This is a genomic window from Mobilicoccus massiliensis (assembly GCF_000826525.2).
Classification (GTDB): domain Bacteria; phylum Actinomycetota; class Actinomycetes; order Actinomycetales; family Dermatophilaceae; genus Mobilicoccus; species Mobilicoccus massiliensis.
In genome coordinates this window covers 427,941-443,298 of sequence record NZ_LN651329.1, presented here as the reverse complement: position 1 = coordinate 443,298, position 15,358 = coordinate 427,941, and the positions used below count along the sequence as shown (strand labels likewise).

Here is a 15,358-nt window from a genome sequence, read left to right as displayed (position 1 = left end):
CCTGACTCGTGCCACTCTTGCGGATTTTGGTGACGGGTTTGATGTTGTTGCTGGTCAGGGCGTTGCTGTGGAGTGAGGTGACGTACCCCGCTGCTGGGTAGGGTGGCGGGCGTGGTCTTCATCCGTCGTTCTGCCGGCCGTGCGGGGGCGACGAAGGTTCAGCTCGCGGAGCGGCGAGGCGGGCGCAATGTGATCGTGGAGCACATCGGGACTGCGCACGACGATGCCGAACTCGCGGTGCTGATGAAGGTCGCCCAGGAACGGCTGCACCCGGGCCAGGACACTCTCGATCTGGGGTTGGCGGGCGTTCCCGGCGCACCGGCACGGGCAGCGGGAGCGATCACGAGCAAGCGTTCGGCGTTGCTATGGGAGGTGCTGACCAGCGCGTATGCGCGCCTGGGGTTCGAGCTGCTGGGCGATGAGGCGTTCAAGCAACTCGTCCTGGCGCGGCTGGTGGAGCCGACGAGCAAGGCCGACAGCCTGCGCGTGCTGGATGAGATCGGCGTCCCACACGCCTCGTTGCGCACGATTTTCCGGGCCCTGGGCCGGGCGCAGGAGCGGGACTACCGCGGCCAGATCGCGACCGCCTGCTTCGCCCATGCGGCCGCGCACGGCGATCTGACGTTGGTGCTGTACGACGTGACGACCCTGTACTTCGAGGCCGAGCACGAGGACGACCTGCGCAAGGTCGGCTACTCCAAGGAACGCCGCGTCGACCCCCAGATCGTGGTCGGGCTCCTGGTGGACCGGGGCGGGTTCCCCCTGGAGATCACCTGCTGGGAAGGCAACAAGGCCGAGACGGCGACGATCCTGCCCACGGTGCGGGCCTTTCAGCAGCGGCACGGGGTCGCCGACATGGTCGTGGTCGCCGACGCGGGGATGCTGTCCGCGTCGAACCTGACAGCGTTGGATCAGGCCGGGCTGGGCTTCATCGTCGGGTCCCGGCAGTCCAAGGCCCCGGCCGATCTGGAGTCCCACTTCCGCTGGCACGGTGATGCGTTCACCGACGGGCAACTCATCGACACCCTCACACCCCGCCACGCGCGGGCGGCCAGCGAAAACGACCCGCGCCAGCGCAGCGAGCCGGTGTGGGACCCCCAACGGCACCCGAAATCGTGGCGGGCCGTGTGGGCCTACAGCGCGAAACGCGCCGCGCGGGACGGGCGGACCCTGACCGCGCAGGAGAACCGCGCGAAGGCCGTCGTGGCCGGTGAGAAAGCCGCCCGAACGCCACGATTCGTCAAGACCCACGCGGGCACCACCGTGCTGGACGAGGCCGCTTTGGCCCGAGCCCGACGCTTGGCCGGCTTGAAGGGCTACGTCACCAACATCCCCGGGTCGGTGATGCCCGCGGCCGAGGTCATCGGTTCGTATCACGACCTGTGGCAGGTCGAGGCATCGTTCCGGATGTCCAAGAGCGACCTACGGGCCCGGCCGATCTTCCACCACGACCACGACGCCATCGAAGCCCACCTGACCGTCGTCGTCACCGCCCTGGCCGTCGCCCGCCACCTACAGGCCGTCACCGGGCTGAGCATCAAGAAGATCGTGCGGACCCTGCGCCCCCTGCAAGAGATCACCGTGACCCTCGCCGGCCACGAACACCTCGCCGCAGACCCGATCACCCCACCCGCCCAACACATCCTCGACGCGACCAATCACCCCAGCCCGAAGTGACGTACCCCGGTGGCACGACTCGGGTCTCCCGGGATGACGCGTCTCAATCCGTCAGCGAGCTCGCGAATTGTCCCGGAAAGCAGGGAGAGCCCCCACGCGTGGTGCGTGGGGGCTCTCCCTGCTTTGAATGTTTGTCCGGCGGCGTCCTACTCTCCCACACCGTCACCAGTGCAGTACCATCGGCGCTGAAAGGCTTAGCTTCCGGGTTCGGAATGGGACCGGGCGTTTCCCTCTCGCTATGACCGCCGTAACACTATCGACTTATCACCAACCACACCCAACACACGAACAGGGGCGTGGGGGCTGGTGTGTCGAGAACCATACAGTGGACGCAGAACATCATCGTTGTAGTCAAGTCATCGGCCTATTAGTACCAGTCAGCTCCACCCATTACTGAGCTTCCACATCTGGCCTATCAACCCAGTCGTCTAGCTGGGAGCCTCTCACCCACAAGGGGCACGGAGACCTCATCTTGAAGCGTGCTTCCCGCTTAGATGCTTTCAGCGGTTATCACTCCCGAACGTAGCCAATCAGCCGTGCCCTTGGCAGAACAACTGACACACCAGAGGTTCGTCCATCCCGGTCCTCTCGTACTAGGGACAGGCCTTCTCAAGTCTCCAACGCGCACAGAGGATAGGGACCGAACTGTCTCACGACGTTCTAAACCCAGCTCGCGTACCGCTTTAATGGGCGAACAGCCCAACCCTTGGGACCAACTCCAGCCCCAGGATGCGACGAGCCGACATCGAGGTGCCAAACCATGCCGTCGATATGGACTCTTGGGCAAGATCAGCCTGTTATCCCCGGGGTACCTTTTATCCGTTGAGCGACCACGCTTCCACAAGCCATGGCCGGATCACTAGTCCCGACTTTCGTCCCTGCTCGACCCGTCGGTCTCACAGTCAAGCTCCCTTGTGCACTTACACTCAAAACCTGATTGCCAACCAGGCTGAGGGAACCTTTGGGCGCCTCCGTTACCCTTTAGGAGGCAACCGCCCCAGTTAAACTACCCACCAGGCACTGTCCCTGAACCAGATCATGGTTCGAAGTTAGACATCCAGAACGACCAGAGTGGTATTTCAACGTTGACTCCACCCATGCTGGCGCACGAGCTTCACAGTCTCCCACCTATCCTACACAAGCCGTACCGAACACCAATACCAAGCTATAGTAAAGGTCCCGGGGTCTTTCCGTCCTTCTGCGCGTAACGAGCATCTTTACTCGTAATGCAATTTCGCCGAGTTCGTGGTCGAGACAGTGGAGAAGTCGTTACGCCATTCGTGCAGGTCGGAACTTACCCGACAAGGAATTTCGCTACCTTAGGATGGTTATAGTTACCACCGCCGTTTACTGGCGCTTAAGTTCTCAGCTTCGCCCCAAAAGGAGCTAACCGGTCCCCTTAACGTTCCAGCACCGGGCAGGCGTCAGTCCGTATACATCGAATTACTTCTTCGCACGGACCTGTGTTTTTAGTAAACAGTCGCTTCTCCCTGGTCTCTGCGACCCTCACCCCTAACCCGTAAGGGTTTCAAGGCTCGGGCCCCCCTTCTCCCGAAGTTACGGGGGCATTTTGCCGAATTCCTTAACCACGATTCACTCGATCGCCTTAGTATTCTCTACCTGACCACCTGAGTCGGTTTAGGGTACGGGCGGCTCAAGCCCTCACTAGAAGTTTTTCTCGACAGCATAGGATCACCCTACTTCCCCCAAACGGGGTCACCATCACATCTCAGGATACACGCCACCCGGATTTACCTAGATGACTCCCTACGTGCTTGGACGTGGACAACCATCGCCACGCGGAGGCTACCTTCCTGCGTCACTCCATCGCTTACCTACTACAGGATCGGGTCACACGCTCCACCAACCCCCTCACACCAAAGGCGTGAGTAAAGGCCGGCTTCGGGTGCTTAGCATCCCCTGCCTCGATATGGGCGGTCTTGCGCCGGTACGGGAATATCAACCCGTTGTCCATCGACTACGCCTGTCGGCCTCGCCTTAGGTCCCGACTTACCCAGGGAAGATTAACTTGACCCTGGAACCCTTGGTCATTCGGCGGAGGAGTTTCGCACTCCTCTTTCGCTACTCATGCCTGCATTCTCACTCGCGTGGCGTCCACGACTCGATCACTCGGCCGCTTCACCCCCCACGCGACGCTCCCCTACCCAACCACACCCCTGAGGAAAACCTAGGAAAATGTGTGATTGCCACAGCTTCGGTGATGTGCTTGAGCCCCGCTACATTGTCGGCGCGGAATCACTTGACCAGTGAGCTATTACGCACTCTTTCAAGGATGGCTGCTTCTAAGCCAACCTCCTGGTTGTCATCGCAACTCCACATCCTTTTCCACTTAGCACACGCTTAGGGACCTTAGCTGATGATCTGGGCTGTTTCCCTCTCGACTACGAAGCTTATCCCCCGCAGTCTCACTGCCACGCTCTCACTTACCGGCATTCGGAGTTTGGCTGACGTCAGTAACCCGGTGGGGCCCATCAGCCATCCAGTAGCTCTACCTCCGGCAAGAAACACGCAACGCTGCACCTAAATGCATTTCGGGGAGAACCAGCTATCACGGAGTTTGATTGGCCTTTCACCCCTACCCACAGCTCATCCCCTCAGTTTTCAACCTAAGTGGGTTCGGTCCTCCACGACGTCTTACCGTCGCTTCAACCTGGCCATGGGTAGATCACTCCGCTTCGGGTCTAGACCCCGCGACTAAAACGCCCTATTCAGACTCGCTTTCGCTACGGCTACCCCACACGGGTTAACCTCGCCACGAAGCACTAACTCGCAGGCTCATTCTTCAAAAGGCACGCCGTCACCCCACAAAGGAGGCTCCGACGGATTGTAAGCACACGGTTTCAGGTTCTATTTCACTCCCCTCCCGGGGTACTTTTCACCTTTCCCTCACGGTACTTGTCCGCTATCGGTCACCAGGGAATATTTAGGCTTAGCGGGTGGTCCCGCCAGATTCACACAGGATTTCTCGGGCCCCGTGCTACTTGGGAAACATGCAAAGGAGTCCGCGACGTTTCGGCTACGGGGGTCACACCCTCTACGCCAGGCCATTCCAGACCCTTCGCCTACACCACGGATTTCTCACTCCTCGACCAGTCGGTAGCCTGATCAAGCACACTCCCACAACCCCGCACACACAACACCTACCAGCTTGACATGCATGCGGTTTAGCCTCATCCGCTTTCGCTCGCCACTACTCACGGAATCACAATTGTTTTCTCTTCCTGTGGGTACTGAGATGTTTCACTTCCCCACGTTCCCTCCACACACCCTATATATTCAGGTGCGAGTGACTGGACACAACTCCAGCCGGGTTTCCCCATTCGGAAATCCTCGGATCACAGTCCGGTTATCGACTACCCGAGGCTTATCGCAGATTCCCACGTCCTTCATCGGTTCCTGATGCCAAGGCATCCACCGTGTGCCCTTAAAAACTTGACCACAACAAAGATGCTCGCGTCCACTGTACAGTTCTCAAAACACCAACCCACCCCCTCGCCGCCCACACAAACCGCGCAGACAACAAAAGAGGAGGTCCAACCAACCAGAGAAACCACCACACCCCCACCACACAAACCGGGGGGGGTATGCAGCCGATCCCTCAGGACCCAACAACGTGCCAGACCACCCACCCGCGCCACCACACTTTCCACACCCCCAACACAGGAGGTCGTACTCGCGCCGGCAACACCAGCAGACAGCCAACTAATCGATGATCCACCCACGAGCAACACCCCAGCCCACACACTCGGTGAGCATCAGAGGTGCCTCACAAAGAGGAAGCTCCTTAGAAAGGAGGTGATCCAGCCGCACCTTCCGGTACGGCTACCTTGTTACGACTTAGTCCCAATCGCCGGTCCCACCTTCGACGGCTCCCCCCACAAGGGTTAGGCCACCGGCTTCGGGTGTTACCGACTTTCGTGACTTGACGGGCGGTGTGTACAAGGCCCGGGAACGTATTCACCGCAGCGTTGCTGATCTGCGATTACTAGCGACTCCGACTTCATGGGGTCGAGTTGCAGACCCCAATCCGAACTGAGACCGGCTTTTAGTGATTCGCTCCGCCTCACGGCATCGCAGCACTCTGTACCGGCCATTGTAGCATGCGTGAAGCCCAAGACATAAGGGGCATGATGATTTGACGTCATCCCCACCTTCCTCCGAGTTGACCCCGGCAGTCTCCCATGAGTCCCCACCATCACGTGCTGGCAACATGGAACGAGGGTTGCGCTCGTTGCGGGACTTAACCCAACATCTCACGACACGAGCTGACGACAACCATGCACCACCTGTACACCGACCTTACGGGGAGCACATCTCTGCACTTTTCCGGTGTATGTCAAGCCTTGGTAAGGTTCTTCGCGTTGCATCGAATTAATCCGCATGCTCCGCCGCTTGTGCGGGCCCCCGTCAATTCCTTTGAGTTTTAGCCTTGCGGCCGTACTCCCCAGGCGGGGCGCTTAATGCGTTAGCTGCGGCACGGAACTCGTGGAATGAGCCCCACACCTAGCGCCCAACGTTTACGGCATGGACTACCAGGGTATCTAATCCTGTTCGCTCCCCATGCTTTCGCTTCTCAGCGTCAGTTATGGCCCAGAGACCTGCCTTCGCCATCGGTGTTCCTCCTGATATCTGCGCATTTCACCGCTACACCAGGAATTCCAGTCTCCCCTACCACACTCTAGCCTGCCCGTACCCACTGCACGTCCGGAGTTAAGCCCCGAATTTTCACAGCAGACGCGACAAACCGCCTACAAGCTCTTTACGCCCAATAATTCCGGACAACGCTCGCACCCTACGTATTACCGCGGCTGCTGGCACGTAGTTAGCCGGTGCTTCTTCTCCAGGTACCGTCACTCTCGCTTCTTCCCTGGCGAAAGAGGTTTACAACCCGAAGGCCTTCATCCCTCACGCGGCGTCGCTGCATCAGGCTTTCGCCCATTGTGCAATATTCCCCACTGCTGCCTCCCGTAGGAGTCTGGGCCGTGTCTCAGTCCCAGTGTGGCCGGTCACCCTCTCAGGCCGGCTACCCGTCGTCGCCTTGGTAAGCCACTACCTCACCAACAAGCTGATAGGCCGCGAGTCCATCCCCCACCGAAAAACTTTCCACAACACCCCATGCGAGATGCTGTCATATCCAGTATTAGACCCAGTTTCCCAGGCTTATCCCAGAGTGAAGGGCAGGTTACTCACGTGTTACTCACCCGTTCGCCACTAATCCACGGTGCAAGCACCGCTTCATCGTTCGACTTGCATGTGTTAAGCACGCCGCCAGCGTTCGTCCTGAGCCAGGATCAAACTCTCCATAAAAGAAATTCAAACCCAGCTGATCAATCCATTGACGATCAACCAACAAACAATTGGCATCGATTTTTGGCACGCTGTTGAGTTCTCAAACATCGGACACACGTCATCACTTCGACCCTGATCAGGCCGTCACGATGAAGGTGGCGATTGTTACTTCGATGTTCGGCCCAGGAGCCCTGCCCGTGTGGGGCGTTCTCTCTGTGGCCGGGTGTCTACTCTACCAGACCGTTCAGCCCGGTGCAACTTCCCGTTTCAACCGAATCTCGAGTGGAACGGGGTCGTGCTTCGACTCCCTCCGGCGGGACCGGCCGCCCGGCCTCAGTGAGGCTTTCGCGTCCGTTCCTCCCTGCCGGGTGGACGTTGAGAACTCTAGGACGACATCGGCGTGAACACCAAATCGGGCGTCCAGCCGGCCGATCACGGCACGCTGACCTGCATCGACGCCGAGGGCCCCGCCGACATCCCGTCAGCGAGGCCCTCACGCGACCGCGCCGTTCGCGGCCTCGAGGCGGGGTCAGCTCGCGAGCTCGACCGCCGCCAGCGACTTGCGTCCGCGCTTGAGCAGTGCCAGACGCCCGTGAAGGAAGTCCTCCGGCGTGAGTCGTGCCTCGGGGCTCTCGACCTTGGCGTTGTTGAGCGAGACGCCGCCCTCCCCGATGGTGCGCCTGGCCGCCTTGCGCGACTCCGCGAGGCCGGTCTCGACCATCGCGTCGACGAGCTCACTGCCGGCCTCGACCCGTACCCTCGGCAACTCCGCGCACGCGTCCCGCAGGGTGTCGGCGTCGAGGGAACGCGGATCCTCCTTGCCGAACAACACCGCCGAGGCCTGCTCGACGGCCACCGTCGCCTCGGCCCCGTGCACGAGGGTGGTCACGTCCCGCGCCAGCGTGCGCTGGGCGGCGCGCTTGAACGGTTCCTCGGCCACCTGCCGTTCGAGCTCGGCGATCTCGGCCATCGTGCGGTCGGTGAAGACCTTGAGCAGCATGACGACCGAGGCGTCCTCGACGTTGAGCCAGTACTGGTAGAAGGCGTACGGGCTCGTCATCGACGGGTCGAGCCACACCGCATTGCCGGCGGACTTGCCGAACTTCTCCCCCGCCGAGTCGGTGAGCAACGGCGTCGTGAGGACGTGGGCCGGCTCGCCCTCGACCCGGCCGATGAGGTCGACACCCGCCACGAGGTTGCCCCACTGATCCGCGCCGCCCGTCTGCATCGTGCAGCCGTGCCGGCGGTAGAGCTCGAGGAAGTCGAGGGCCTGGAGGATCTGGTAGCTGAACTCGGTGTAGCTGATGCCCTGATCGGACTGCAGCCGAGCGGCGACCGCGTCCTTCTTGATCATCTGGTTGACGCGAAAGTGCTTGCCGTAGTCGCGCAGGAAGTCCAGCGCGCTGATCGGCTCCGTCCAGTCGAGGTTGTTGACGAAGATCGGCGGATTCGACTCGTCGGCGCCGAGGATGCGACGCACCTGCACGGCGATGCGCTCGACGTCCTCGGCCGTCTGCTCCTTGGTCTTGAGCGCCCGCTCGCTCGAGGGGCGCGGGTCGCCGATGAGACCCGTCGAGCCACCGACGAGGCCGATGACGCGGTGGCCCGCGCGCTGCAGATGACGGAGCACGATGAGCTGGACGAGGTTGCCGAAGTGCAGGCTCGGCGCGGTGGGGTCGAAGCCGCAATACACCGTGAGCCGCCCGTCGAGCGCGTCTCGCAGCGCGGCCTCGTCGGTGGTCTGCGCCACCAGGCCCCGCTCGCTCAGCTCGTCGAACACGTTGCTCACGCCGTCGTTCCCTTCGTCGTGCCCGCAGTCGGATCCTGCGCGGCTGTCGCGTCCAGCTTGCCAGCAGGCCGGCGCCGACGACGAACGGCTGCCCGGTAGGGCGACACGCTGGGGTGGTCGAGGTGATAACGCCACGGGTACTCCTCGCCACCGCCCGGGCCCGAGACGCCGACGCGTTTGCCGGTGAGGATGCGAGCCGGGTCCACGGCCTCCGCTCCGGCGCTGATCACCACCTCCGCGCCCGGTGCCGTCGTGTCGAGGCCGTCGTGCCTGCGGTCGAGGCCCAGCGCGACGGTGAGGCGGGCCGGTCCCCGGGCGAGGTCGCGATCGGCTGGAGCCGGTCGTCCCTCGCGGGTCCGGCGGCGCCGTGCCTCCTCGACGCCCTCCACGACCTCGCCGGCGCGCAGGAGGACCGCGCTCGCTTTGCCGTCGGGACCGCAGACGACGTTGACGCAGTGGTGCATGCCGTACGAGAAGTACACGTAGAGCCGCCCCGGCGGCCCGAACATCACCTGGGTGCGCGGGGTCGGGCCGCGGTAGGCGTGTGAGCCGGGGTCATCGGGACCGTCGTACGCCTCCACCTCGGTGAGCCGCACCGCGACGTCTCCGTGGCGGACGACGCATCCGAGCAGGTCGGCGGCCACCTCCTGCACGGGGCGGTCGTAGAACTCCTCGGGAAGGGCGGGCGCGAGGGCCTCACCGGGGGTGTTCTCCGCCACGATCAGTCGCGCGCCGTGAGGCGCTTGTCGGCCCAGCTGCGCTGCCACGCCGCGGTCTGGCGCACCTTGCCGAGTTGTTCGGCGACGCGCACCGGGGCCGTACCGCCCTTGCCGTCGCGAGAGGCGAGGGAGCCGGGCACGGTGAGGACCTCGCGCACGCCCGGCGTGAGGTGAGGGGAGATCTGCGCCAGGTCGTCGTCGGTGAGATCCCACAGCTCGATGCCGCGTTCCTCGCAGGCTCGCACGCACGCGCCGGCCACCTCGTGGGCCACGCGGAAGGGCACCCCCTCGCGGACGAGCCACTCCGCGACGTCGGTCGCGAGCGAGAAACCCTGCGGCGCGAGCTCTTCGAGCCGGTCGGGGTGGAACGTCAGGGTCGCCACCATGCCCGCGAACGCCGGCAACAGCACCTCCAGGGAGTCGATCGCGTCGAAGACCGGCTCCTTGTCCTCCTGCAGGTCGCGGTTGTACGCCAGGGGCAGCGCCTTGAGGGTCGTCATGAGCCCGGCGAGGTCGCCGACGAGGCGGCCGGCCTTGCCGCGGGCGAGCTCGGCGACGTCGGGGTTCTTCTTCTGCGGCATGATGCTCGACCCGGTCGAGTACGAGTCGTGCAGCGTGACGAACCCGAACTCCTTGGTCGCCCAGAGGATCACCTCTTCGGCCAGACGCGAGACGTCGACCGCGGTCATCGCGGCGACGAAGCAGAACTCGGCGACGAAGTCGCGGCTCGCGGTGCCGTCGATGGAGTTCTCGACCGCCCCGTCGAAGCCGAGGTCGACGGCGACGGCCTCGGGGTCGAGCCCCAGCGAGCTGCCGGCGAGCGCTCCGGAGCCGTAGGGCGAGACGGCGCACCGCTCGTCCCAGTCGCGCAGCCGTTCGACGTCGCGCAACAGCGGCCAGGCGTGGGCGAGCAGGTGGTGGGAGAGGAGGACGGGCTGAGCGTGCTGCAGGTGCGTGCGGCCGGGCATCGCGACCTCGGGATACGCATCGGCCTGGGCGACGAGGGCGTCGACGACGTCGAGGATCAGGCCCGCGACGACGCGGGCGTGATCACGCAGGTACATGCGGAACAGGGTCGCGACCTGGTCGTTGCGCGAGCGCCCCGCCCGGAGCCGGCCGCCGACGTCGGCCCCGGCGCGTTCCATGAGCCCGCGCTCGAGCGCGGTGTGCACGTCCTCGTCGTCCTCGGCGGGGGTGAACGCACCGCTCTCGACGTCGGCTCCGAGCTGCCGAAGCCCGGCGAGCATCGCCTCGAGGGTCTCGTCGTCGAGGATCCCGGCCGCGTGCAGCACTCGGGCGTGGGCGCGGGAGCCCGCGAGATCGTAGGGCGCGAGTCGCCAGTCGAAGTGCGTACTCTTGGAGAGCGCCGCCAGCGCCTCGTCGGGGCCGCCGCTGAACCGGCCTCCCCACAACGCCGAACCGGTCTTCGTCTCGCTCACGAGCGCGTGTCCTTCCTGTCGATGTCGCCCCCGGCCAGGGCGAGGAGCCGTTCTGCCACCAGCGCTCCCCCGTCGGGATCGGCTGCGATGACGAGCACCGTGTCGTCACCGGCGACGGTACCGATGATGCCGGCCCGTCGCTGCACCTCGGTCTTGTCGATGGCGCTGGCGAGGTAGTTCGCGGCGCCGGGCGGGGTGCGCAGCACTGTGAGGTTTCCCGAGGCCGTGGCCGAGACGAGCAGTTCCTCGCAGAGGCGGCGCAACCGCGCGTCGTGCTCGGCGGGGTCGACGGCCGGGCGTGGCGTCGGGTCGCCGCCCTCGGCCGGAACGGCGTAGACGAGGCTGCGTCCGAGACGCACCTTGACGGCGCCGAGTTCGACCAGATCGCGCGACAGGGTCGCCTGGGTGACGTCGTACCCGTCCTGCGCGAGCAGGTCGAGCAGCTCCGGCTGGGATTTGACGATGGTGTGTTCGAGAAGCTCGACGATGCGCTGCTGGCGGGCGGCGCGGGACTGCGCGACGACCATCACCCCTCCTTCCCGAGTGCGGCGGCGGCGTCCAACAGGCCGGGCAGGGCGCGGGCGAACCGCTGCAGCTGCGCGGAGGTGACGACGAGCGGGGGCGCGAGCCGGATCGTGTCGGGCCGCGCGGGGTTGACGATGAACCCCGCCTCGAGTGCGGCCTTCGCCACGTCGCCGGATGCGATGCCGTCGGCCAGGCCGATGCCGATGAGTAACCCCCGGCCACGGATCTCGGTGATCCGCTCGTCGCGCAGGTCCGTCACCGCGCGGCGCAGTTCGTCGCCCAGTTCGCGGGCCCGATCGACCAGCCCGTCGCGGGCGATGACGTCGAGCACCGTGAGCCCCGCCCGGCACGCGAGGGGGTTGCCGCCGAACGTTGTGCCGTGCTGCCCCGCGGTGAGCAGGGCGGTGGTCTCGGCCCCGAACGTCACGAGCGCCCCGATCGGCACCCCGCCGCCGAGGCCCTTGGCGAGGGTCATCGCGTCGGGCACGATCCCGGCCTGCTGGAACGCGAACCACGTGCCGGTGCGCGCCACCCCCGACTGGATCTCGTCGACGATGAGCAGCGCCCCGGCCTGGCGGGTGAGGTCCCGGGCGCGCCGCAGGTAGCCGACGTCGGCGGGGATGACCCCACCCTCGCCCTGGACCGGTTCGAGGATCAGCGCGCCCACCTGGGACGCCTCGCGGGAGAACGCCGCCTCGAGGGCGGCGACGTCGTTGAACGGGACCCGCCGCACTCCGGGCAGGAGCGGTTCGAAGGGAGCGCGGTAGGCCTCCTTGGCCGTGAGCGCGAGCGCGCCGGTGCTGCGGCCGTGGAAGGCGTCCTCGGCAGCGAGGAGGCCGGGCCGGCCGGTTCGGCGCGCGAGCTTGATCGCGGCCTCGACGGCCTCGGTGCCGGAGTTCGTGAAGAACGCCGCCGAGCCCGCGGGTGCCTCGGCGAGGGCGAGGATGCGCTCGGCGAGCTCGATCTGCGGAACGGAGGTGAAGAAGTTGGAGATGTGGACGAGCTCGGCCGCCTGCGCTCCGATCGCCGCGACGAGGTCGGGGTGACCGTGGCCGAGCGCGTTGACGCCGATGCCGCCGAGGAGGTCGAGGTAGACGTCGCCGTCGGCGTCCCAGACCTCGCAGCCCTCGCCACGCACGAGAACCCGCGCAGGAGAGCCGAAGACCCCGAGCAGCGACTCGTCGTACCGCTCCAGGAGACGCTTCTGCTCGCCCGCGTCGGTCGAGCGGTTCGTGGCGGCCGGGGTGGCGGTCGGGGTGGTGCTGGAAGTGGTCACGACAACCCCTCGAGGTGGGTGGGGAGGCCGTCGTCGTCGAGGTCGGTGCCGCTCTCGGGGAGGATCATCGTGCCGATGCCCTCGTCGGTGAAGACCTCGAGCAGCAGCGAGTGCGGGGTGCGTCCGTCGACGACGTGGGCCTGGCTCACGCCGCCGCGCACCGCCCGCACACAGGCCTCGAGCTTGGGGACCATGCCCGCGTCGACCCGGGTGAGAAGATCCTCGGCGTCGGCGACGCTCATCTCGGAGATCAGGGAGTCGGGGTCGGGCCAGTTCTCGTAGACGCCGGCGACGTCGGTGAGCACGACGAGCTTGTGCGCGCCCAACGCGACCGCGAGCGCCGCCGCGGCCGTGTCGGCGTTGACGTTGAGCACCTGACCGGGGGTCTCGAGGTCGGGGGCGATCGTCGAGACGACCGGGATGCGGCCGGCGTCGAGGATGTCGAGGACGGCCGACGGCGACACGGTGACGACGTCGCCGACGAGTCCGATGTCGACGTTCTCCCCGTCGACCCGCGCGTGCCGGCGGCGGGCGCCGAACAGGTGGGCGTCCTCCCCCGACAGACCGACGGCGATGGGGCCGTGCTGATTGAGCAGTCCGACGACCCCGCGGCCGACCTGCCCGACGAGCACCATGCGCACGACGTCCATGACCTCCGGCGTCGTCACCCGCAGGCCGCCCTTGAACTCGCTGGACAGACCGAGCCGGTCGAGCATCGCCGCGATCTGCGGGCCACCGCCGTGGACGACGACCGGCCGCAACCCGGCGTAGCGCAGGAACGCGACGTCCTCGGCGAAGGCGCGGGTGAGCGATTCGTCGGTCATCGCGTTGCCGCCGTACTTGACGACGACGAGGGCGCCCTTGAACTGCTCGAGCCACGGCAGCGCCTCGACGAGGGTGCGGGCCTTGGCCGTCGCGGCCGCGAGCCCCGTGCGATCGCGCAGGGTGCGCAGATGGCGGTGCGCGGCCGGGTCGAGGGGGGTGTCACGGGTGTCGCCGGACACGGGAGGGGTGATGGAGGTCATGTGCTGTAGGCCGAGTTCTCGTGGACGTAGTCGTGGGTGAGGTCGTTGGTCCAGACGGTGCCGCGCGCTCCGCTGCCCTCGTGGAGGTCGATGACGACGTGGACGTGTCGGTCGTCGAGATCGACGAGCGAGCGATCGTCGCCGACTCCGGTGGCACGGCACACCTGGACACCGTTGATCGTGACGTCGATCGCGCGGGGGTCGAAACGTGCCGTGGTCGTGCCGACCGCCGAGACGATGCGTCCCCAGTTGGGATCGCCGCCGAAGATCGCGCACTTGACGAGGTTGCTGCGGGCGACGGCGCGCGCGACCTCGACGGCGTCGGTCTCGTCGGCCGCGTCGACCACCTCGATCTCGACGTCGTGGCGCGCGCCCTCGGCGTCGGCAACGAGCCGGCGGGCGAGGTCGGCGCAGACCTCGTGGACGCGAGCGGTGAGTTCCTCGACGGTCACCTCGACGCCGGAGGCCCCCGAGGCGAGGAGCACCACGGTGTCGTTCGTCGACATGCACGCGTCGGAGTCGACCCGGTCGAACGTCGCCGCGCTCGCCGCGCGCACGGCGGCGTCGAGGTCGGCGGGGGTGGTCACCGCGTCGGTCGTGAGGACGACGAGCATCGTCGCGAGGGCCGGCGCGAGCATCCCCGCACCCTTGGCCATGCCGCCGACCGTCCAGCCGTCACCGGTGATCGCGACCTCCTTGGGGCGGGTGTCGGTCGTCATGATCGCGACCGCCGCGTCGCCGCCCCCGTCGTCCGTCAGGGCCGCCGCGGCCGAGTCCACGCCCGCGAGCAGGGTGTCCATGGGCAGGCGCTCACCGATCATGCCCGTCGAGCACACGACGACATCGCCGGGGTCGACGCCGAGCCGTGAGCCGGCGTGCTCTGCGGTGGTGCGGGTGTCGGCGAAGCCCTCGGGGCCGGTGCAGGCGTTCGCGCAGCCGGAATTGAGCACGATCACCCGTGCGCGGCCGTCGGCGACCACCTCGCGGCTCCAGGTGACCGGCGCCGCCTCGACGCGGTTCGTCGTGAAGACCGCCGCGGCGTGGGCCTCGGGGCCGTCGGCGACGACGAGCGCGACATCGGGCCGACCCGAGGGTTTGAGGCCCGCCGTCACCCCCGCCGCCCGGAATCCCGCCGCCGCGGTGACGCTCACGCGGTGCCCATCTCGGTCGCGACCTGGGGAACCGTCACCTGGTAGCCGTGGTAGCGCCACACGTTGACGGCCTGGTCGACCTGTTCGGCGGGCACGAGGATCCAGTCGGTGCGGTACGTCGAGACGGTCGTCACTGCGAGGTGGCTCGCGGCGAGCGGAGAGATGATGCCGTGAAGGACGCCGGTGAGGAGGAAGTCGACGTGCTCCTCCACCTCGAAGGCGCGCCACGGCCCGAACCGGTCGACGTCACCGGGCACGACGTCCACGGGCGCGAGGACCGAGGTCTCCGACTCGTTCCACGCGATCGACGACAGCGGTCGGGCGTCGCGCGCCCACTCGGGCAGATCACTGCCGGGCTCGAGCCGGGCGAAGACCAACTCCCCCGGATGCAGACGCAGGGTCCAGCCCTCCCGGGCCACGGCGGTCGGGATCTGGTCGTGGGTCATG

9 protein-coding genes and 3 rRNA genes are annotated in these 15,358 nt (G+C 66.0%); 1 reads left to right on the top strand and 11 read right to left on the bottom strand.

Annotation, left to right across the window (positions count from 1 at the left end):
- Nucleotides 1–111 precede the first annotated feature (111 nt).
- On the top strand, nucleotides 112–1,677 hold the full coding sequence (locus tag BN1197_RS09800; RefSeq protein ID WP_040159086.1) for an IS1634 family transposase: 1,566 nt from the start codon (nucleotides 112–114) through the stop codon (nucleotides 1,675–1,677).
- A 133-nt stretch (nucleotides 1,678–1,810) separates the two neighbouring features.
- Here BN1197_RS09800 and rrf read toward each other — a convergent pair.
- The 11 genes from rrf to BN1197_RS09745 form a co-directional block, all read right to left on the bottom strand.
- A 5S ribosomal RNA gene (gene rrf / locus BN1197_RS09795) occupies nucleotides 1,811–1,927 on the bottom strand.
- A 97-nt stretch (nucleotides 1,928–2,024) separates the two neighbouring features.
- Nucleotides 2,025–5,136, bottom strand: a 23S ribosomal RNA gene (locus tag BN1197_RS09790).
- 350 nt (nucleotides 5,137–5,486) lie between these two features.
- A 16S ribosomal RNA gene (locus BN1197_RS09785) occupies nucleotides 5,487–7,005 on the bottom strand.
- Together the 16S, 23S and 5S rRNA genes form the textbook arrangement of a ribosomal RNA operon.
- A 511-nt stretch (nucleotides 7,006–7,516) precedes the next feature.
- Nucleotides 7,517–8,776, bottom strand: coding sequence for a tyrosine--tRNA ligase (tyrS, locus tag BN1197_RS09780; protein WP_040158766.1), 1,260 nt, complete (start codon nucleotides 8,774–8,776; stop codon nucleotides 7,517–7,519).
- Nucleotides 8,773–9,495: a DNA-3-methyladenine glycosylase gene (locus tag BN1197_RS09775; RefSeq protein WP_052466388.1), complete on the bottom strand. Its 723-nt coding sequence runs from the start codon at nucleotides 9,493–9,495 to the stop codon at nucleotides 8,773–8,775. Before BN1197_RS09775 ends, tyrS begins: the two co-directional genes overlap by 4 nt.
- Nucleotides 9,496–9,497: 2 nt before the next feature.
- On the bottom strand, nucleotides 9,498–10,934 hold the full coding sequence (gene argH, locus BN1197_RS09770) for an argininosuccinate lyase (protein ID WP_040158764.1): 1,437 nt from the start codon (nucleotides 10,932–10,934) through the stop codon (nucleotides 9,498–9,500).
- The gene (locus BN1197_RS09765; protein WP_040158762.1) at nucleotides 10,931–11,461 is read right to left on the bottom strand and encodes an arginine repressor; all 531 of its coding nucleotides are present in this window, start codon (nucleotides 11,459–11,461) and stop codon (nucleotides 10,931–10,933) included. Before BN1197_RS09765 ends, argH begins: the two co-directional genes overlap by 4 nt.
- Nucleotides 11,461–12,735, bottom strand: coding sequence for an acetylornithine transaminase (locus tag BN1197_RS09760; RefSeq protein WP_082043765.1), 1,275 nt, complete (start codon nucleotides 12,733–12,735; stop codon nucleotides 11,461–11,463). Before BN1197_RS09760 ends, BN1197_RS09765 begins: the two co-directional genes overlap by 1 nt.
- The gene (gene argB, locus BN1197_RS09755) at nucleotides 12,732–13,760 is read right to left on the bottom strand and encodes an acetylglutamate kinase (RefSeq protein ID WP_052466386.1); all 1,029 of its coding nucleotides are present in this window, start codon (nucleotides 13,758–13,760) and stop codon (nucleotides 12,732–12,734) included. The genes BN1197_RS09760 and argB overlap by 4 nt, the downstream gene beginning before the upstream one ends.
- Nucleotides 13,757–14,911: a bifunctional glutamate N-acetyltransferase/amino-acid acetyltransferase ArgJ gene (gene argJ, locus BN1197_RS09750; protein WP_040158759.1), complete on the bottom strand. Its 1,155-nt coding sequence runs from the start codon at nucleotides 14,909–14,911 to the stop codon at nucleotides 13,757–13,759. The genes argB and argJ overlap by 4 nt, the downstream gene beginning before the upstream one ends.
- The gene (locus BN1197_RS09745; RefSeq protein ID WP_245851881.1) at nucleotides 14,908–15,357 is read right to left on the bottom strand and encodes an ACT domain-containing protein; all 450 of its coding nucleotides are present in this window, start codon (nucleotides 15,355–15,357) and stop codon (nucleotides 14,908–14,910) included. The genes argJ and BN1197_RS09745 overlap by 4 nt, the downstream gene beginning before the upstream one ends.
- Nucleotide 15,358: the final 1 nt, after the last annotated feature.